Annotated in this window: 17 protein-coding genes; 6 read left to right on the top strand and 11 right to left on the bottom strand. The window is 73.9% G+C overall.

Annotated features, from left to right (window positions below; all coding sequences use genetic code 11):
* Window positions 1-68: 68 nt before the first annotated feature.
* The 6 genes from SYYSPA8_RS03095 to SYYSPA8_RS03070 form a co-directional block, all read right to left on the bottom strand.
* Window positions 69-1,112, bottom strand: coding sequence for an acyl-CoA dehydrogenase family protein (locus tag SYYSPA8_RS03095; protein WP_323445322.1), 1,044 nt, complete (start codon window positions 1,110-1,112; stop codon window positions 69-71).
* On the bottom strand, window positions 1,109-2,230 hold the full coding sequence (locus SYYSPA8_RS03090) for an acyl-CoA dehydrogenase family protein (protein ID WP_323445321.1): 1,122 nt from the start codon (window positions 2,228-2,230) through the stop codon (window positions 1,109-1,111). Before SYYSPA8_RS03090 ends, SYYSPA8_RS03095 begins: the two co-directional genes overlap by 4 nt.
* 106 nt (window positions 2,231-2,336) lie before the next feature.
* Complete coding sequence (locus SYYSPA8_RS03085) at window positions 2,337-3,119, bottom strand: enoyl-CoA hydratase/isomerase family protein (protein WP_323445320.1); 783 nt, start codon at window positions 3,117-3,119, stop codon at window positions 2,337-2,339.
* 11 nt (window positions 3,120-3,130) lie between these two features.
* Window positions 3,131-4,756 (bottom strand): AMP-binding protein, encoded by a 1,626-nt coding sequence (locus SYYSPA8_RS03080; protein ID WP_323445319.1) that lies wholly within the window; start codon window positions 4,754-4,756, stop codon window positions 3,131-3,133.
* A gap of 76 nt (window positions 4,757-4,832) precedes the next feature.
* Window positions 4,833-5,597 carry an SDR family NAD(P)-dependent oxidoreductase gene (locus SYYSPA8_RS03075; RefSeq protein ID WP_323445318.1) on the bottom strand — a complete coding sequence of 255 codons (765 nt, stop codon included), beginning with the start codon at window positions 5,595-5,597 and terminating at the stop codon, window positions 4,833-4,835.
* Window positions 5,598-5,699: 102 nt separating this feature from the next.
* Window positions 5,700-6,857, bottom strand: coding sequence for an acyl-CoA dehydrogenase family protein (locus tag SYYSPA8_RS03070; protein WP_323445317.1), 1,158 nt, complete (start codon window positions 6,855-6,857; stop codon window positions 5,700-5,702).
* A 155-nt stretch (window positions 6,858-7,012) separates the two neighbouring features.
* Here SYYSPA8_RS03070 and SYYSPA8_RS03065 point away from each other — a divergent pair, with 155 nt between their 5' ends.
* Window positions 7,013-8,188 carry a thiolase family protein gene (locus SYYSPA8_RS03065; protein ID WP_323445316.1) on the top strand — a complete coding sequence of 392 codons (1,176 nt, stop codon included), beginning with the start codon at window positions 7,013-7,015 and terminating at the stop codon, window positions 8,186-8,188.
* A 106-nt stretch (window positions 8,189-8,294) separates the two neighbouring features.
* Window positions 8,295-9,500, top strand: coding sequence for a TetR/AcrR family transcriptional regulator (locus tag SYYSPA8_RS03060; RefSeq protein WP_323445315.1), 1,206 nt, complete (start codon window positions 8,295-8,297; stop codon window positions 9,498-9,500).
* 91 nt (window positions 9,501-9,591) lie between these two features.
* On the opposite strand, the gene SYYSPA8_RS03055 is transcribed toward SYYSPA8_RS03060, so the two are convergent.
* A complete protein-coding gene (locus tag SYYSPA8_RS03055; RefSeq protein WP_323445314.1) occupies window positions 9,592-10,173 on the bottom strand; it encodes a TetR/AcrR family transcriptional regulator in 582 nt (193 codons plus the stop codon).
* A gap of 298 nt (window positions 10,174-10,471) precedes the next feature.
* Between SYYSPA8_RS03055 and SYYSPA8_RS03050 the strand changes: the two genes are divergently transcribed.
* Entirely contained in the window at window positions 10,472-11,665 is a 1,194-nt protein-coding gene (locus SYYSPA8_RS03050; protein ID WP_323445313.1) for an agmatine deiminase family protein, read from the top strand.
* A gap of 276 nt (window positions 11,666-11,941) precedes the next feature.
* On the top strand, window positions 11,942-12,235 hold the full coding sequence (locus SYYSPA8_RS03045) for a hypothetical protein (RefSeq protein ID WP_323445312.1): 294 nt from the start codon (window positions 11,942-11,944) through the stop codon (window positions 12,233-12,235).
* A gap of 88 nt (window positions 12,236-12,323) precedes the next feature.
* On the opposite strand, the gene SYYSPA8_RS03040 is transcribed toward SYYSPA8_RS03045, so the two are convergent.
* The 4 genes from SYYSPA8_RS03040 to SYYSPA8_RS03025 all read right to left on the bottom strand — a co-directional run bounded on the left by SYYSPA8_RS03040 (window position 12,324) and on the right by SYYSPA8_RS03025 (window position 16,191).
* Window positions 12,324-13,292 (bottom strand): D-2-hydroxyacid dehydrogenase family protein, encoded by a 969-nt coding sequence (locus tag SYYSPA8_RS03040; RefSeq protein WP_323445311.1) that lies wholly within the window; start codon window positions 13,290-13,292, stop codon window positions 12,324-12,326.
* A gap of 200 nt (window positions 13,293-13,492) precedes the next feature.
* Window positions 13,493-14,560, bottom strand: coding sequence for a YeiH family protein (locus SYYSPA8_RS03035; RefSeq protein WP_323445310.1), 1,068 nt, complete (start codon window positions 14,558-14,560; stop codon window positions 13,493-13,495).
* On the bottom strand, window positions 14,560-15,132 hold the full coding sequence (locus SYYSPA8_RS03030; RefSeq protein ID WP_323445309.1) for a cysteine dioxygenase family protein: 573 nt from the start codon (window positions 15,130-15,132) through the stop codon (window positions 14,560-14,562). The genes SYYSPA8_RS03035 and SYYSPA8_RS03030 overlap by 1 nt, the downstream gene beginning before the upstream one ends.
* A 153-nt stretch (window positions 15,133-15,285) precedes the next feature.
* On the bottom strand, window positions 15,286-16,191 hold the full coding sequence (locus SYYSPA8_RS03025) for a LysR family transcriptional regulator (RefSeq protein ID WP_323445308.1): 906 nt from the start codon (window positions 16,189-16,191) through the stop codon (window positions 15,286-15,288).
* Window positions 16,192-16,525: 334 nt separating this feature from the next.
* On the opposite strand from SYYSPA8_RS03025, the gene SYYSPA8_RS03020 reads away from it, so the two are divergent.
* Window positions 16,526-18,058, top strand: a complete 1,533-nt coding sequence (locus SYYSPA8_RS03020) for an FG-GAP repeat protein (RefSeq protein ID WP_323445307.1) — start codon at window positions 16,526-16,528, stop codon at window positions 18,056-18,058.
* Between the two features lie 393 nt (window positions 18,059-18,451).
* The gene (locus SYYSPA8_RS03015) at window positions 18,452-19,336 is read left to right on the top strand and encodes a peptidase S1 (RefSeq protein ID WP_323445306.1); all 885 of its coding nucleotides are present in this window, start codon (window positions 18,452-18,454) and stop codon (window positions 19,334-19,336) included.
* Window positions 19,337-19,449: the final 113 nt, after the last annotated feature.

Here is a 19,449-nt window from a genome sequence, read left to right as displayed (position 1 = left end):
ACGGATCGGATCATGGCCGCGGCGGCGCCTGCGGCAGGGGGGTCGTGGCGTCGGCCCCAGGGCACGGCCTAGCGGCCGGTGGCGGTGATACGGGTCCACACACCGGTCTCGCCGGCGCCGGCGGCCAGGCGGCCGAGCCGCTCGGCCCAGCCGCGTTCGCTCTCCACCGCGTCGCGCCAGGACCACAGGCGGCGGGTGAGGTGGTGCAGGGGGTACTCGGCGGTGATGCCCATGGCGCCGTGCAGCTGGTGGGCGATGCGGGCGATCTCGGTCGCGGCGGCGGCCGTGGTGACGCGTGCGATGTCGACGGCGCCACCGGACGGTCCGGCCTCGCGGGCCAGGGCCAGGGCGGCATCGGCCTGGACGAGGTGCACCCGCATCCGGGCCAGGTTTCCGGCGACCGCCGGGATCTTGATCAGGGGCGCCCCGAACTGATGGCGCTGGACGACGTACGACCTGGTGAGCCGGTAGGCGCCATGGGCCGCGCCGAGGACGGCCGCCGACCAGAGGAGGGCGATCCGCTCCCGTACCGCCGGCGGGGAGGGGGCGCCGTCGACCGTGCCGGCGGGCGTGTCCGTCAGGACGACGGTGTCACGGGGTTCACCGGCCAGGTTCTCGCCGGGCCGGATGGTGACCGAGGGGTGGCCGAGGTCGATGACGAACGGCGCGCGGCGCGGTGGGCACAGCACCAGCCGGGCGGCGTCGCGGGCCCAGGGCACGGCGGGCAGTTCCGCGGTGACGGTGTCAGGCGCCGCGCTGTCGTGGTCGTCATGGTCGTCGTCGTGGGGGGCGTGGGGGTCGTGGGGGTCGTCGTCGTGGTCGAGCAGGTGGATCGTGGCCAGGGCCCCGTCGGGTGCCCGGCCCTCCGCCCGCCCGTGGCCGAGGACCCAGTCGGCGGTGGACGCCTCGATGAGGGGTACGCCGATGCCGTGCCGGGCCAGGGACTCGACCACGACGAGGAGGTCGTCGAGGGAGCCGCCGGAGCCGCCCCGTTCCTCCTCGATGCCGATCCGGTGCAGGCCCAGCTCGCACAGGCGCTCCCACAGGCCGGGCCCGCCGGCGGCCGCGAGGTCGTCCACCAGGCTCCGGAGTTCGTCGGCGAACCGGCTCATGAACGGGCCTCCTGTCGGGCGATGAGGGAGAGCAGGACCTCGGCGGCGCCGCCGCGCAGGCCGAACGCGGGCGAGGCGAGCAGGGCCTGCCCCAGCACGCCGTCGGGGGCGGGGTCCCGGCACAGGTCGGTGCGGCGCAGGGCCTCCACGACGTCGTGTTCGAAGGCGTTGCCGAGGTATTTGAGGGCGGCGGCCCGCTGGACGGGCGCCTCGCCCGCGTCCATGGCGCGGGCCACCTCGAAGCACAGCCGGCGCAGGACCGCCAGACGGGCCACCAGGGAGCCGAGGAGTGCGTGGAGTTCCCGGTCGTCGGCGCGGCGGGCGGTCTCGGCGATCAGTTGGACCAGGGCGGGGTAGCTGGAGAGCACCCGCTCGGCGCCGCCGCGTTCGAAGGAGAGCTGTTCCACGACCTGGCGCCAGCCGGCGCCCACCTCGCCGAGCACCCGGTGCGCGGGGACGAGGACGTTCTCGAACCGCACCTCGTTGAAGTGGTGTTCACCGGCGAGGTCCACGATCGGGGTGACCGTGACACCCTCGCTGTCCATGTCCACGATGAACTCGGTGATCCCGTCGTGCTTGCGTTCACCGCGCGCGGTACGGGCCAGGAGGTAGGCGTGGGTGGCCCGGTGGGCCTGGGTGGTCCAGATCTTGTGGCCGTCGATCCGCCAGCCGCCGTCGGCGGGCACCGCCGAGGTACGGACGGAGGCGAGATCCGACCCGGCCTCCGGCTCGCTCATGCCGAGGCAGAAGACCGCGTCGCCGGAGGCGATCCGGGGCACGATCTCCTCCTGGAGCGCGCGTGTGCCGTGGCGCAGGACCGCGGGGCCGATCTGGCGGTCGCCGATCCAGTGCGCGGCGACCGGGGCTCCGGCGCGCAGCAGTTCCTCGGTGACGGCGAGGCGTTCGACATGGGTTCGGCCGGCACCGCCGAACTCCTTCGGGTAGGTCATGGCGATGAGGCCGCGCGCGGCGAGTTCCTTGCTGAACTCCAGGTCGAAGGAGCGCAGCCAGGAGTCGCTGCGGGGGACATAGCGTCCGGCCCGCCGCCACTCGGCGGTCAGCTGCCGGACCTGTTCCCGGAGTCCGGCGCAGGAGGCCGCTCCTGGGGAGTCGTTCATGGTCGCCTTTCGGGCAGGAAGGGTCCGGGAAGGGCCGGAGGTACGGGCAGGGCCGGGGTCCGGGCGGCGCCGGAGGTCGGCGGGGGTCGGCGGGGGTCAGCGGGGGTCAGCGGCCGGTGAAGACGCCGGGGCGCCGCTCCTGGAACGCCGCGTACGCCTCCCGCGAGTCCTCGGTGGAGGTGATCACGGCCAGATGGGACGAGATGAGGTCGAGGGCGGTCCGCAGGTCGTGGCGGGCACCCTGGCGGACGGCCCGTTTGATGGTGCGGATCGCGACCGGCGGGCGGGCGGCGAGCCGGGCGGCGTACGCGTACACCGCGTCCATCAGCTCCTCGTCCTCGTGCACCTCGTCCACCAGGCCGATCCGCAGCGCCTCGGCGGCGTCGGCGAAGTCGCCCGTCCACAGCATCCGCAGCGCGGTGGAGGTGCCGACGGCGCGGGGCAGCAGCCAGCAGCCGCCGTCACCGGGCACCAGGCCGATCGTGATGTATCCCTCGGAGAAGCGGGCGCTCCGGCCGGCGAAGCGCAGGTCGCACAGGAGCGCCATGTCCATTCCGGCGCCCACGGCGGGGCCGGACACGGCGGCGATGACGGGCTTGTCGACGTCCTCCAGGGCGAGCGCGACCCGGTGCACGTGGTGGGTGAGCAGTTCCTTCTCCCCCAGTGGCGCCCGCTGTTCCCCCTTGAAGGCGGTCAGGTCGACCCCGGAGCAGAACGAGCCGCCGGCGCCGGTGACGACGATCACCCGTACCCCGGGGTCGTGCTGGGCCCCGGTCAGTGCGTCGGCCCAGGTGTGCACCATGTCGACGGTGAACGCGTTCCTGCGCTCGGGGCGGTTGAGCAGGATGGTCGCGATCCCGTCGCGGACGGTGTATTCGAGGTCGGCCATGGTCGTGCCTTTCACTGGTGGCTCTGCCGGAGGCGGGCCCGCAGCTCGCGCTTGAGGACCTTGCCGGCCGGGTTGCGGGGCAGTTCGCCGACGAAGTGCACCCGGCGGGGCTTCTTGTAGGAGGCGATCCGCTGCCGGACGAAGTCGATCAGCTCCTGCTCCCCGGGGCGGGGCAGGTCCCGGCGGGGGACGACCACGGCGGTGACGGCCTCGCCCCACAGGTCGTCCGGGACGCCGACGACCGCGACCTCGAAGACGGCGGGGTGTTCCGCCAGCGCGGATTCGACCTCGGTGGGGTACACGTTCTCGCCGCCGCTGACGATCATGTCCTTCACGCGGTCGGTGAGGAACAGATAGCCGTCCTCGTCGACGTAGCCGCCGTCGCCGGTGCACAGCAGGCCCCGCGCGTCGTACAGCTCCGTCGTCTCCTGCGGGCGGTTCCAGTAGCCGGGGGTGTTGTGGGCGGAGGCGATGCGGATCTCGCCGACGGTCCCGGGCGGTACGGGGTCGCCGGTGCCGGGGTCGCAGATCACGACCCGGACCCCGGGGCGCGGTCTGCCGACGGACCCGAGCAGATGACTCCGGGGGCCGCCGGGCCGGTGGTCCTCGGGCGCCAGCCGGGTGACGGTGCCGCCGGCCTCGGTCAGGCCGTACTTGCCCTGGAAACGGCAGCCGAGTACGGACAGGGAACGGCGCAGCAGGGCCGGGGTGATGGGGGCCGCGCCGTAGGAGACGAGGTGCAGCCGGGAGAAGTCGCGTCGCTCGATCCCGGGGAGTTCGGTGAGCAGGTGGAGCACCGAGGGGACGAGGAAGGTGTGGGTGACGCCTTCGCGTTCGATGGTCCGGGCCGCCGCTTCGGGGGTGAAGTCGGGGAGCAGCAGGCTGTGGGCTCCGGCGCTGAGGGCCATCTGCAGCAGGCCGAGGCCGCCGATGTGGAACAGGGGCAGGGCGTTGAGGGCGACCGATCCGGGCTGCCAGCGGGACTCTTCGAGTTCGGCGCGCTCGGCGTGGAAGTTGGTGTGGGTGAGCAGGACGCCCTTGGGGACGCCGGTCGTGCCGGAGGTGTAGATCTGGAGGTACACCTCGTCGGCGTCGGCGCGGCCGCCGCGTCCCGGGTCGTCGTCGGGGTGGGCGGCGAGCCAGGCCTCGTACCCGGGTACGGCCGGGTCAGCCGCCTGCGCCGGTCCTGACGGGTCCGGCGAGTCCGGCGGGTCCGGCTGCTCCTGCCGGTCCTGTTGCTCCGCCGGGCTGTCGATGATCACGAGCCGCAGTCCGGGCAGGGCCGCGTGGACGGCGTCGGCGGCGGACCGGAACTCCGGTTCGGTGAGGAGGACGCGCAGCCCGGCGTCCTGGGCGAGTGCCGTCAGCTCGGCCTCGGAGAGCCGCCAGTTGAGCGGGACGGTCACCAGTCCCGCCTTGGCGGCGGCGATCAGGATCTCGCCCGCCTCGGTGCGGGTGCGGGCCAGGAAGCCGATCCGGGACCCGGGGCGGGCGGCGGTGAGCAGGGCACGGGCGAGCCGGTTGGTACGGGAGTGCAGTTCGGCGTAGCCGAGGGTGCGGTCCGCGCAGCTGAGGGCGGCGCGGGTGCCGCGCTCACGGGCGTGCAGGCGTATGGCGTCGGGCAGGTACAGGCCCATGGGGAGCCCTCCATCGTCATCGGCAGAGGAAGCGGCGGGTGCCCGGCACGGGCGGGGGCTGCGCGAGGGTGACGGGCTACTTCGGGGCCATGCGGATGGCGCCGTCGAGGCGGATCGTCTCGCCGTTGAGCATGGGGTTCTCGATGATCGAGACCGCCAGGTGCGCGTACTCGGAGGGGTCGCCGAGGCGTGAGGGGTGCGGCACCTGGGCGCCCAGAGCGTCCAGGGCCTCCTGCGGCTTGCGGTTCAGGAGGGGGGTGGAGAAGAGGCCCGGGGCGATGGTCATGACGCGGATCCTGGCGGCGGCCAGGTCGCGGGCGGCCGGCAGGGTCATACCGACGATGCCGCCCTTGGAGGCGGAGTAGGCGCATTGGCCGATCTGGCCTTCGAAGGCGGCGGCGGACGCGGTGTTGACGATGACGCCGCGCTCGCCGTCGACCTCGTCGGTCCGGGCCATCTCGGCGGCGGCGAGGCGGAGCACGTTGAAGGTGCCGATCAGATTGACCCCGACGACGTACGCGAAGTCCTCCAGCGGGTAGGGCGTGCCGTCCCGGGCGACCGTGCGGCCGCCTCGTCCGAGGCCCGCGCAGTTGACGGTGATGCGCAGCGGTGCCCGGGACGCGGCGGTGGCGACGGCGCGGGCCGCGTCGTCGGTGCTGCGGACGTCACCGGCGACGAAGTGGGCGCGCTCGCCGAGTTCCCGGGCGAGCCGCTCGCCGTCGGAGCCGGGCAGGTCCAGCAGGACGACGTGGGCGCCCGCGCCGAGCAGGCGCTCGACGGTGGCGAGGCCGAGGCCCGATGCGCCACCGGTGACGACGGCGGACACTCCGTTGATCTGCATGATGGCTTCCTGTTCATGAGCGGTGCGGTAACGGGTCGTGCGGTACCGGGCGGTGCCATACGGACCGTGCGGTGCCGTGCCGTGCCGTGCGGTGCCGTGCGGTCAGAGACCGGCGGACTTGGCGATGATCGTCTTCATGACCTCGCTCGTGCCGCCGTAGATGCGCATGACACGCGTGTCGGCGTAGAGACGGGCGATCGGATACTCCAGCATGTACCCGTAACCGCCGTGCAACTGGAGGCACTTGTCGATGACGCGGCCGGCGACCTCCGTGCAGTGCAGCTTCGCCATCGCCGCGTAGTCGGCGGTCAGTTCACCCCCGGCGTCGCGCTCCAGTGCCTCGTGCGCCAGCAGCCGGGCGGCCTCCGCCTCGGTCGCGCACTCGGCGAGCACGAACTTGGTGTTCTGGAAGGACGCCACCGGCCTGCCGAAGACCTGGCGGTCGCGGACGTACGCGCGGGTGAACCGGATGGCGGCGGCGGCCGCCGCCGCGGCCTGGACGGCGATCACCAGACGCTCGCGGGCCAGGTTCCGCCCCAGGCAGGAGAACGCCTCCCCTTCCGCGCCGAGCAGGTTCTCCACCGGGACCCGTACCCCGTCGAAGGAGAGTTCCGCCGTGTCGGAGGCGTGCAGGCCGATCTTGTGCAGGCTCCGGCCGACGGTGAAGCCCTCGCTCGTGGCGTCCACGACCAGGATCGACAGGCCGCCGCGCCGGTTCGCGGCCGGGGCGGGCGACGTACGGCAGACCACCAGGACCAGATCGCACTGGGTGCCGCCGGTGATGAAGGTCTTGGCCCCGTCGAGCACATAGTGGGTGCCGTCCCCGGAGAGCCTGGCCGAGGTCCGGATGCCGGCCAGGTCCGATCCGGTGCCGGGCTCGGTCATCGCGATGGAGAGCATGAGGTCGCCGGAGGCGCAGCCCGGGACCCAGCGCCGCTTCTGCTCCTCGGTACCGAAGTGCAGCAGGTACGGCAGGATGATGTGGGCGTGCGTCATCGCGGTGCCGACGGTGACCCCGGCGCGGGCGACCTCCTCCGCGAGCACGGCGCCGAAGTGGTGGCCGTGCCCGCCTCCCCCGCCGTACTCCTCGGGCACTTCGACCCCGAGGACGCCGAGCGCGCCGAGCCTGCGGTAGAAGTCGCGCGGCACGGCCTTGGCCGCCAGCCACTCCTGGAGGTGCGGCACCGCCTCCTTCGCGAGAAAGTCCCGGACCATCTGCCGGAACGCCTCGTGCTCCTCGTTGAATATCGTGCGCGGCATACCCGCCTCTTCCGTGATCTCGGGTTAGCAGGTTTTCACTTTTCCGCCCCGCTGATCGGCTGTCAAGGCGATCGACTGCGGAAACACAACCTGGACATGCTGGTTAGCTTGGAATAACTTGACGCTTCCCTTCTCCGTTCGTTCAGGAGCAGCCCATGCGTGACGCAGTGATCGTCGACGCCGTGCGGACGCCCATCGGCAAGCGCGGCGGTTCCCTCTCCGGCATCCATCCGGTGGATCTCTCCGCCCATGTCCTGACCGCCCTCGCCGAACGGACCGGACTCGACCCGGCCCTGGTGGACGATGTCGTCTGGGGGTGCGTCTCGCAGGTCGGGGAGCAGTCCGGTGTCGTCGGCAGGTTCGCCGCGCTCGCGGCCGGCTGGCCCGAGTCCGTCCCCGGTGTCTCCGTCTCCCGTGCCTGCGGCTCCTCCCAGCAGGCGGTGCACTTCGCCGCCGGCCTGGTCGTCGCCGGCCAGTACGACATCGCCGTCGCGGGCGGCGTGGAGTCGATGAGCCGGGTGCCGATGGGATCCGCCCGCGACGTCCCCGGCGCGGGCCGGGCGTACGGCCCGCTGGTGCTCGGCCGCTACTTCCCCGATGGCCGGGGCGAGTTCGACCAGGGCGTCGGCGCGGAGATGATCGCCGAACGGTACGGGCTGAGCCGCGCGGAACTCGACCGGCACGCGCTGGACTCGCACGAGCGCGCCGCCCGCGCCCTCGACGAGGGCCGCTTCACCGCCCAGATCACCCCGGTCGCCGTCGCCCGCGAGGACGGCACCACCGCCGTGTTCGCCACCGACGAAGGGATACGGCGCGGCTCGACCCCGGAGCGACTCGCCGCGCTGAGGACCCCGTTCAAGGAGAACGGCGTCGTGAGCGCGGGCAACTCGTCGCAGATCTCCGACGGGGCCGCCGCGCTGCTCATCACCACCGGTGCGATCGCGCGCCGGTACGGGTGGACTCCGCTGGCCCGGGTGCACACCGCCGTCCTCGCCGGCTGCGACCCGGTGACCATGGCCCTGGGCCCCGCCCCGGCGACCGCCAAGGCCCTCGACCGCTCGGGCCTGTCGATCGGCGACATCGGCGCGTTCGAGATCAACGAGGCCTTCGCCCCGGTCACCCTGGCCTGGCTGAAGGAGACCGGCGCCGACCACCGCCTGATGAACCCCAACGGCGGCGCGATGGCACTCGGCCATCCGCTGGGCGGCTCCGGCGCCCGCCTGATGACCACCCTGGTCCACCACATGCGCGACAACGGCATCCGCTACGGCCTCCAGGCCATGTGCGAGGCCGGCGGCATGGCCAACGCGACCATCCTCGAACTGCTCTGACGGCCGTCGTCCGTCCACCGGTGCACCGGCCTTTCGTCCACCGACGCACCGGCCTGCGGATATTCTGCCTTCACCCGAGGTGAGCGACCGTGAGGGGCGAACGGGCATGCAGACGGAAGCACCGGGAGCGCCGGGACGCACGACCACGCGCAGACCCCCCGACCGCAAGGCCCGGATCCTCGCCGCCGCGTCCCGGCTCTTCCGCACCCGCGGCTACCACAATGTCTCGGTCGCCGATGTCGCCGCCGAGGTCGGCATCACCGCCCCCGCCCTCTACCGGCACTTCCGCGGCAAGCCCGATCTGCTGCGCCAGGTCGTGGACACCACCGTCGCCGCGGTCGCGGCAGCCGCGGCGGCGGCGCCCGACCTCGACACCTGCCTCCGCTCCTCGGCGTCCGGGACCATGGACCGCCGGGGCGCGGCCGTGCTGTGGCAGCGCGAGGCACGCCATCTGCCGAAGGACCACCGCGAGGAACAGCGGCGCGCCCTGGGCGGTGTCGCCGACCGGATCGGCGCCCTGATCCGCGCCGAGCGCCCGGACCTGGACCGGGCCGACGGGCAACTGCTCGCCTGGGCCGTCCTGTCGGTGTACGGGTCCATCTCCTGGCACCGCACCTCGCTGCCCCGCCGCCGCTTCGAACACCTGCTGTACCGGCTCGCGAGCGCCACGGCCCGCTGCCCACTGGGCATCCGGCCCGCCGCCTCGGAGGAATCCTCCCCCGGTGGGTGTACGGGCCCGTCCCTCTCACGCCGGGAGGAGATCCTCGTCCAGGCGATCCGGCTCTTCGACGAGCGGGGCTTCCAGTCCGTGAGCACCGACGACATCGGCGAGGCCGCCGGAGCGTCGGGCCCCAGCATCTACAAGCACTTCCCCACCAAGACCGACCTGCTCGTGGCCGGTGTCCTGCGGGGCGGCGAGCAGCGGCGCGCGGCGACCGCCCAGGCCCTCGCCGTACCCGGCACCCCGCGCGGGACCCTCGACCGGCTGCTGCGCTCGTACATCGGGTTCGCCATCCGCGAGAGCCATCTGATCGGCCTGCTGATCGGCGAGCTGGACCAGCTGCCCGAGAAGGAGCGCAAGCTGGCCCGGCAGACACAGCGGGAGTACCTCGCGCTGTGGGTGCGGCTGCTGGACGAGGCGCGGCCCGGCCTCGACACGGCCGAGGCCAGGATCGTCGTCGTCGCGGTGCTCACCGTCATCGACAACGCGGCCCGCACGGGAGCCGTGGGCGGCCGCCCCGATCTCGCGGACCGGCTGGCCGAGATCGGCACCGCGCTGCTCCTGGCTCAGGACGCGCCCGTCATCCCGTGAGCCCGGCACCCCCGATTCTGACTGAAAATTCAGTCAGAATCGGGGGCAGTGCACGGCCTCCATCCTCCGCAGCGGGTGGTGTCCGAGGGCGTCAGTCCTGCCGCAGGCCGGCCAGTTCGGCGTCGACGGCGCCGCGCATCAGCTCGCGCGCGTGGCCGATCCTGATGCCGCCGCTGAGCCAGCGCACACTGAGCCCCTCCAGCAGGGCGGTGAGCCGTTCCGCGGCGGCCGCGAGCGAGGAGGCGGGCGCCATCGGCTGGACCCGGCCCAGCAGCGCGGCGACCTCCTGGACCCACTCCAGGGTGGCCCTGGCCAGATCCTCGCGCAGCACCTCGTCGAAGACGGCGCTCGCCCGCAGCTCGCCCCAGGCGGAGCTGTTCTCCCGGACCTCCACGGTGTCCTGGAGCTCCAGCAACAGGGTCTCCTCCAGCTCCTCCCGGGGGGCGAGCGGCGGTTCGTCCGGGCCGCGCCCGGACGTGTAGCGCTCGGCGCGGTCGCTGATGAATTCGAGGGTCTGGCGCAGGATCCCCGTGCGGTCCTTGAAGTGGTAGTAGATCAAGGCGGTGGAGACGCCGGCCTCGGCCGCGAGTTCCTCCACACGCAGCCCGCGGACCCCGCGCCGGGCGATCACCCGGGCGGCCGCTTCGAGGATCTGAGTGCTGCGAGACGCCATGACCCGCACCCTACCCGGGCGCTCCCGGGCGGGCGTACGCGGCCCGTCACCGGGCGTGCGGGCCGGCGGCGCGGGGCCCGCACGGTCCCGCCCCGCCACGTTCCGCCGTTTGACTGAATTTCCAGTCAGTGTCAGAGTGGCGACACGGGTCGCCCCACCTCCCCGCGTACCGACCGTTCGCGGGAGTGGGCGCGCACCCTTGTCCCAGGGGCCCGGGGCCGCCGGTCCGTGCCGCGCCTCCCGCGCGCCCGCCCCGGCCGGACGCACCCGTCCCACCAGTCCACGATCGGAGCCTCCCGTGTCGAACCCCTCCCCCGTCCGCCGGCCCGCCCGCCGGACCGCCCTGCGCGCGCTCGCCGGGCTCGGCGCGGCCGTCCTCTCCACGGTGGCCTGCGGCAGCTCCGGCACCGCCGTGCGTTCCACCGCCGCCACCGGATCCACCGGATCCACCGGATCCCCCCGGCAGACCTCGGCGGACGCGAAGCGCCGCCTCGGCGCGGAGTGGGAGAGCCACACCCGTACGTTCATGTCCTGGCCGGCCCTCTCCTCGGTCTGGGAGGAGGACCTGCGCTACGTCCGCGAGGACATCGCCCGGATCGCGCGGGCCGTCGGGGAGTACGAGGCGGTCGTCATGATGGCCCGGCCCTCCCAGGTGCGCGCCGCCCAGCGGGCCTGCGGCTCGCAGGTCGAGGTCATCCCGCTGGCCGTGGACGATCTCTGGGCCCGGGACACCGTCCCCGTCTTCGTGGAGGAGGGCGGCGAGGTCGTCGGCGTCGATTTCAACTTCAACGGCTGGGGCGGGAAGCAGGAGCACACCAACGACGCCCGGGTCGGCCGCACCCTGCTGCGGGAGTACGGGATCCCCCGGGTGCAGGCCCCGCTGGTCTCGGAGGGCGGCTCCTTCGAGCCCGACGGCGAGGGCACCCTGCTGATCACCGAGAGTTCGATCGTCAACGACAACCGCAACCGGGGCAAGAGCCGGGACACGATCGAGGCCGAACTCCAGCAGCTCCTGGGCGTCGAGAAGGTGGTCTGGCTGAAGGGTGTGCGCGGCGAGGACATCACCGACGCCCACGTGGACAGCCTCGTCCGCTTCACCGCGCCCGGTGTGGTCCTGCTGGACCGCGCGCACCCCGGCACCCCGCCGGACTCCTGGTCGCGCTCCGCCGACCAGGCGCACTCCGTCCTGTCGAAGGCGACGGACGCCCGTGGCCGGCGCTTCGAGGTCGTCGACCTGCCGCAGCCCGATCTGAACCGGATCACGGGCGAGGGCGACGACTTCCTGGCGACCTACGCCAACTTCTACATCGCCAACGACTCGGTCTTCATGCCCCGGTTCGGCGACCGCAGGGCCGACGACCGGGCCCGGGGCATCCTCCAGGAGCACTTCCCCGACCGGGACATCGTGCCGGTCGCGATCGACACGGTCGCCTCGGGCGGGGGCGGCATCCACTGCGCGACCCACGACCAGCCCGGCAAGCCCGCCGCCTGACCTCGCGGCACCGCACCGCACAGCACAGCACAGCACCGCACAGCGCGGCCCCGCGCGCCTGCGGGCGCCCGGACGGACTCCGCTCGCCGTCCGAATCACCCGACCCGTTCCGGTCATCCCGATCGGATGCTTCAATCCACAGCATCCTGCCTGAGCACGCTTGGCGATGGGGAACCCATCCGGAAGTCACCCGGCACCGGACGATGACCTCGCCGTTCCCTCCTGGCCGCCGGGCCCGGGGTGCCGGTGGCGGCGGCCGCGACCGCGGCCGCGGCCGTGCCGGCTCCCACCGCCACGGCCGCCGCGCAGCCCCGGACCGCGATGAACGGCCGGCGGTTCCGCGTGAACTGCTTCGAGCTGCTCTTCGTCCCCTACTGCACCGGCCGGCAGAGCCTCTGTCCGCGCACCCGGGGCCCGCACCACGCCGTGGGCTGGACCTTCCGGCCGGCGTACAACCTGGGTCCCGGCGGCGAGGGCGAGAACGCGAGCGCCCAGGGGAACTGGCGGCTCTGCCACCGCTGCGGGGCCGCCGGCTACGACTTCGCGGTCCCCGTCTCCGCCTCCACCTGAGCACACGGCACCGGCCCTGCCCTGCCCTGCCCTGCGGCTCACGGTACGGGCCGGCCGCGCCGCCGGGGATGCGGGCGCGGCCGTCCGGTCAGCCCAGGCGCCGCACCGGGGCGCCCGCCAGGAACGCCTGGATGTTCTCGACCGCCTGCCCGTAGTACGTCGTGTAGTTGGCCTGCGACACATAGCCGAGATGCGGCGTGGCGAGGAGGCGCGGCACGGTCCGCATCGGATGGCCGGGCGGGAGGGGTTCGACGTCGAACACATCGACGCCCGCCCCCGCGATGGCGCCCTCCCTCAGGGCCGTCAGCAGGGCGTCCTGGTCGACGATCGCCGCCCGGGAGGTGTTGACCAGATAGGCGCTCCGCCGCATCAGCGCCAGCTCCCGGGCCCCGATCAGGCCCCGGGTCCGGTCGCCGAGCGCGAGGTGGACCGAGACGAAGTCGCTGGTGCGCAGCAGTTCGTCCAGGGAGCCGGCGTGGGCCGCCCCGGCCTCTTCGGCCCGTTCCCGGGTGAGGTTGGCGCTCCAGGCCACCACGTCCATCCCGAAGGCCAGGCCGACCCGGGCGACCCGGCTGCCGATCTTCCCCAGGCCGAGCAGTCCGAGCCGGCGGCCGTGCAGGTCGGCGCCGACCGTGGACTGCCAGGGCCCGCCCTCGCGCAGCGCGGTCGCCTCGGGGACGATCCCCCGGGCGAGCCCGAGCAGCAGGGCCCAGGTCAGCTCGACCGGAGGGGTGGAGGAGCTGGCGGTGCCGCACACGGTGACCCCGTGGCGTTCGGCGGCCGCGAAGTCGATCACCGAGTTGCGCATGCCCGAGGCGATCAGCAGCTTCAGCCGGGGCAGCCGGGCGAACAGCGACGCCGGGAAAGCCACCCGTTCGCGCAGGGTGACGACGATGTCGAACCCGTCGAGCGCGGCGGCCAGCTCGTCCTCGCCGGTGACGTGGGACGGGAAGGAGACGACCTCGACCCGGTCGGCCAGGGGTGACCAGTCGGCGGCGGTTGTCGCCACGGACTGGAAGTCGTCGAGTACGGCGCAGCGGTGGCGGTGGTCGGTCATGGCGGGGCGCTCCCCTCGTGGGCGGGTCCGGTGCCCGGTGCGGCCCCGGCCGGACCCGGGCGATCGGAAAGGATCATCTCCTTGCCGGCCGGCGGGCCCGCGACCGGGGCCCTCGTCACCCGTTCCCGTACCTGCTCACGCACGCCCGGACGGCGGGCGCGGCGCCGCTCAGGCGGTCAGCGCGGCGGTCAGGCGGGTGGTCAGGCGGTCAGCAGCACCCCGGCGTAGGACACGGCGGCGATGAGCACCCAGGCGGCCAGGCCCAGCCCCGCGACCCTCATCCCCGTACGGCTGAGGGAGGGCAGATGGACGGCGGTGCCTAGGGCGAAGAGGGCCGCGGCGAGCAGGATCTCCTGGGCGGTGGCCGCCATGCCCAGGGCCTCGGCGGGCACGGCTCCCGTGCTGCGGAGCGCGACCATGGCGAGGAACCCGGCGACGAACAGGGGGACCAGCGGTGGGCGCGCGGCGCGGGAGCCGTCCCCGGGGCCCGCTTCCGCCGCGATGCGGCGCCGGGCGGCCAGCGCGAGCACGGCGACCAGCGGGGCCAGCGTCATGACCCGCAGGAGTTTGACGACGACGGCGTCGGTGAGGGCCGTCCCGCCCGCGGTGCCGGCGGCGGCGACGACCTGGCCCACGTCGTGGACGGAGGCGCCGACCCAGCGCCCGAACTCCCCGGCGCTCAGGCCGAGGGGGTGGTGCAGCAGCGGCAGGACGACGATCGCGAGGGTGCCGCAGAGGGTGACCAGGGCGATGGAGGGGGCGATGTCCTCCTCGTCGCTGTCGCGTACGGCGGAGACCGCCCCGATGGCGGAGGCCCCGCAGATGGCGTAGCCGGTGGCGATCAGCAGCGGCTGATCGCCGGGCAGGCCGAGGCGGCGGCCGAGCCACCAGGTGCCGAGGAGGGTGGCGGCGACCACGCCGGCCACCATGACGACGGTGGCCCAGCCGAGCCCCAGGAGATCGCCCACGCCGACCTTGAGGCCGAGCAGCACGATGCCCACGCGCATCAGCCGGCGGGAGGCGACCGCCAGACCCGGGCGGTACCGCCCGGTGATCCGGGTCCGCAGCCGGGGCACGTGTGCCGCGGCGAGGCCGAGCAGGACGGCCGCGGTGAGCAGGGGGACGGCGGGCACCGCCCGGTGCACCAGCCAGGCAGCGACGGTGCCGGTGGCGGCGAGCGCGAGTCCGGGGACCGCCGGGGGCAGGACGGGCAGCAGCCGCCCCCGCCGGTGCCCGGCGGGGGCGGTCCGGGTGCCGGTGAGGGCCATCAGCGGTCGGCCGGGAGGTCGTAGATCCGGCGGATGCTGCTGCCGAGGCGGGAGATGTCGGCGCCGTAGACATGGAGGGAGACGGCGAGTCCGGGCCCGTCGTTGCGTACGAGGTGGATGTCGCCGGGCGGGGCGAACGCGGCCACGGTCCCCTGGGGGTTGACGACGTCCTCGGTGGCGACGAGCCGGGCGGAGCGCCCTTCGGGGACCAGGCGGTAGCGGCGTTCGCTCTCCACCCCCTCGTGGACGCCGGTGACGCACCAGGAGACATGGTCGTGGACGGGGGTGTGCTGGCCGGGCAGCCAGACGAGGGCGACCAGCGAGAAGCTGCCGTCGCGTTCGGCGTGCAGCACGTGCTGGCGGTAGCACGCGGGGTCGGCCCGGCGCTGGGCGGGGGTGAGGAGCCCGGGGTCGCCGAGGCAGGGGCCGAGGGTGCGGGCGACGAGCCGGGCCGTGGGCTCGGGTGCGAGACCACGGGAGACGTCGGCGCGCAGGGCGTCGATGAGGCGGGCCAGCCGAGGTGCCGGCGTGGCCTCGGGGGTGAGGAGACCAGGAGCGGCGGAGGTCGTCATGACCGCAGCGTGCGACCGCGGATCCATCACGTCCAACGACGGTTTGTTGCCGTTCCCCCCACGCGTGCTTATGGATGCCGCCGGACGCCGGCCCGCCCGCCACGGGCGCGGGGGCGGCGCGACCGGCGTTCCGGGGTACCGGGGGCCGGTGGGTCAGCAGCCGACGTGGTTGGCCGCCACCCGGCGCAGCTCGTCCAGGACGAGTCCGACGGCGGGGATGCGCTGGTGGTCCCGGAGGACGTACGCGGAGATCCGCCGGAAGGCGTGGGGCTCCACCAGCCGCCCGGTGATCTTGCGGTGGCAGAGGAACGACAGTACAAGGGTGGGCATCATGGCGATGCCGACACCGGCCGCGACCAGGGACTGGACCACCAGATTGTCGTCGGTGGCGAAGGAGATGTCGGGGGTGAACCCGGCCTCGGCGCAGACGTGCAGGAAGTGGGCGCGGCAGCGGGGGCAGCCCGCGATCCAGCGCTCCCCGGCCAGGTCGCCGAGTTGCACGGCGCGGCGGCGGGCGAGGGGGTGACCGGTCGGCAGGAGGATCGTGACCCGGTCCTCCAGCAGCCGTATCTCCTCGACCTCGTCCGGGATCTCGACGGCGAGACCGGGATAGCTGAAGGCGAGCGTGATGTCGCACTCGCCACGGGTCAGCAGCCGCAGCGACTCGGGCGGCTCGCCCTCCAGCAGCTCCAGACGGACACCGGGGTGGTCGGTGCCGAGCCGGGCCATGGCCTCGGGTATCAGGGTGGCAGCGGCGCTGGGGAAGGCGCACAGCCGTACCCGCCCGGAGCGCAGCCGGGTGAGGGAGTCGATCTGCCGCCGGGCGGCGTCGACGGACTCCAGGATGGTCCCGGAGTGCCGGGCGAGGGTCAGCCCGGCCTCGGTGAGCCGGATCCCCCGGCCGACGCGGATGAACAAGGGGGTGCCCACGTCCCGTTCGAGCGCCTTCATCTGCTGACTGACCGCGGGCTGGGTGTATCCCAGGGCGCGGGCGGCCGCGGAGTAGGACCCGGACCTGACGACTTCGTGAAAGGTCTTGATCTGCCGGGAGTCGAACACGCTCGAAATCATAAGCAGAATTTGGGATACGGAAGGATTCTGCCGGAACTTGACCGGACATATGCCATTTCTTCGGTATCCCGTGGTTCCCGGCCCCGCCGCGCACAACGACGCCCGGACAGGACCGGACCGGACCGGACGAGCCCTGCCGCACCGGGAGCGCGGCACGGGCTCCGGGCACGGACTCCCGGCACGGGTCCGCCGCCGGGGAATCACGGCGTCGCCGTGCAACTTTCGCACGGGCTCACGGGTCCAGCAGAGCACCCCGCGCGATGGCGGTGTCCGGCCGCCCACCGCGCGTCCGGCTGCACCGCCGATCCCGGGAGGGACCCTCGTGAAGGCACACAGAGCGACGCGCGGCCTGGGGCTGGCCGCCGCGATCGCGGCCGTCGGCACCCTGGCCGCACCGACGACGACGTCCGCCGCGCCACAGGACACCTCCGTACGGGCCGCGCCCGACGCCCGGGCGTCCGTCGCCGCCGCGCCGAAGGCCCGGCCCAAGGCCCGGCCGGAGGACTTCGACGGTGACGGCCACCGCGATGTCGTCGTCTCCGCCGCCGGCGCGAACGTCGAGGACGTCCTCATGCCCGGCTACGCCGCCGCCCTCCACGGTTCGCCGAGGAGCCCGCTGTACGCGAAGCATCGGCTCATCCACCAGGACACCCCGGGCGTGCCCGGCGTGCCCGAGCAGGAGGACGCCTTCGGATACGCGCCCACCAGCGGAGATCTCGACCGGGACGGCTACACCGACCTGATCGTCGGCGCGAGCGGGGAGGATCTCGGCCCGCACCGGGACGCCGGGGCGCTCGCCGTGGTCTGGGGCGGCCCCAAGGGGCTGTCCGGCGGCGCGAAGCTGTGGGAGGGCACCCGGGAGGCGGCGCGCGCGGGCGCCGCCACGGCGGCCGGGGACTTCGACGGCGACGGCGACACCGATGTGGTCACCACCGACGCGGGCGCCACCGAACTGCGCCTGCTCTCCGGCCCGTTCCGTCGCGACGGATCCCCCGCGTCCACGTCCGTCGCCGTGCGGGAGCGGGACGAGGTGTACGTGCGGGACCTGGCCGTCGGCGACGTGAACCGCGACGGGCGGGCCGACCTCGCGTACAACCGCCTCGGCCGGGGCGCCGCCGAGGGCCCCTCCGCCGTGCTGCGGCTGGGCACCACCAAGGGGCCCGGGCCCGCGAAGCCCCTGGCGGGCAAGGGCGTGGGCGTGCGCTCCCTGGCCATCGGCGACACCGACGGCGACGGGTACGACGACATCGTCCTCGGCTGCCCCCTCGACGGATACAGCCCCGAGCCGATCGACCGGGGCGGGAAGATCGTCTGGATCCCCGGCTCCGCCCGGGGGGCGGCGACGGAGCGGGCGCGCCCCCTCAACCAGGACAGCCCGGGGGTCCCGGGGGTCGCCGAGGGCTCCGCCCACCCGACCGGCAACGACGACTTCGGTGCGTCCGTCTCCATCGGCGACGTCGACGGCGACCGCTTCGGGGACATCGCCGTCGGGGTCCCCGAGGAGAACTTCGCCGGCCGCGACGACGCGGGCACGGTGGTCGTGCTCCGCGGCGCCGGGGGCGGCCCGTCCGGCAAGGGCGCGCGGGTCGTGAGCCAGAACACCCGGGACGTGCCCGGGGTGGCCGGGGACCGCGACCGGTTCGGCTCCGCCGTGAAGATCATCGACGTGACCGGCGACCGCCGGGGCGAACTGATCGCCGGGGCGCCGGGCGAGTACTACGGCGCCGGCGCGGTGACGGCGTTCCGGTCCACCGCCGCCGGGGTGACCGGCAAGGGGGCGCTCACCTTCGAGCAGGACGTCCTCGGCCTCCACGCCAACGGGGACGACGGCTTCGGGGCCGGCTTCACCCGCTGACACCGTGGTGACGGGAGCGGCCCGCCGGCCTCCGTACGGCGGGCCGCTCTCCGCGTTCCCCGCTCCTGCGCCGACCGCACGAGGAGCACGAGTCGTACGAGTCGGCTATTCAAGGGCGGTACCAGCCGAATTCGGCGGGATTTCGGGCAGAGCGGGGAGCGCCGCCGGGGCCAGACTGTCCCGGTGCCCGCCCCGGGACCCGGGGCCCGGCACGGAGGGGACCCGTACACCGGCTCGTTCCCCGCGCCGACGACGCACCGGACCGGCCGGTCTCCGCTCCGGCGCACGCGCACGCTCCGGCAGGCCCGTCGAGCCCGGCGTCCCCGTCCCGTCCCCGTCCCGGTCCCGTATCCGACCCCGATCCCGTATCCGTACGTACCCAGGAGGTTCCCCGTGATCGTCAGGAAACTGCGCCTCGCCGTCACCGCTCTCGCCGCCACCGCCGCCCTCGGCCTGGTGACCGCCGCACCGGCGGCCGCCACCGTCTCCGGCGACGGAGGCAACCGGATCGGTGTCCTCACCTATGGCGCGGGGGCCTATGTCAAGGAGGGCGGACTCAGCGCCCCCTGGACCCATGAGCGCGCGGCCGTCAGTCAGCTGGTCCTGTCCGGCGACCGGATCGGGGTCCTCACCGACACCGGGGACGCCTATGTGAAGGAGGGCGGGCTCAGCGCCGGCTGGGTGCACGAGCTGGCCGGGGTCAGACAGATCGCCCTCGCGGGTGACCGGATCGGGGTGCTCACCCTGTTCGGGGACGCCTATGTGAAGGAAGGCGGGCTCAGCGCCCCCTGGACGCACGAACTGGCCGGGGTCAAGGAGCTGGAGCTGTCCGGGAACCGGATCGGGGTCGTCACGGAGGGCGGGGACGCCTATGTGAAGGAGGGCGGGCTGAGCGCCACGTGGACCCATGAGCTGGCCGGGGTCGCGGGTCTCGATCTGTCGGGCGACCGGATCGGGGTGCTCACGACCGGTGGGGACGCCTACGTCAAGGAAGGCGGGCTCAGCGCCGGCTGGGTGCACGAGCTGGCCGGTGTGTCCCAGCTGGAACTGTCCGGGAACCGGATCGGTGTCCTCACCACCGCCGGAAACGCCCTGGTGAAGGAGGGCGGGCTCAGCGCCGCGTGGACCCAGGTACAGCAGAACACGCTTCAGATCGCCCTCTCCGGAGCCCGGATCGGCGTCGTCGTCGCGAACGGTGACGCCTACGTCAAGGAGGGCGGCCTGAGCGCCGCATGGACCCATGAGCTGGCCCAGGTCGCGGAACTCGCGCTGTCCTGAACCACCGGGCCGGCCTGCCGCGCCGCGCGGAACGGCGGCGTCAGGGGCACGGAGGCGGCGGCTCCGTCGGGGCCGCCGCCGGCGTGCGGAGCCGGTGTGCGGAGCCGCACCCA

This window comes from Streptomyces yaizuensis, assembly GCF_034961445.1.
Lineage (GTDB): Bacteria > Actinomycetota > Actinomycetes > Streptomycetales > Streptomycetaceae > Streptomyces > Streptomyces yaizuensis.
The sequence above is the reverse complement of the archived record's forward strand: the minus strand, read 5'-3'. Positions and strand labels throughout refer to the sequence as shown.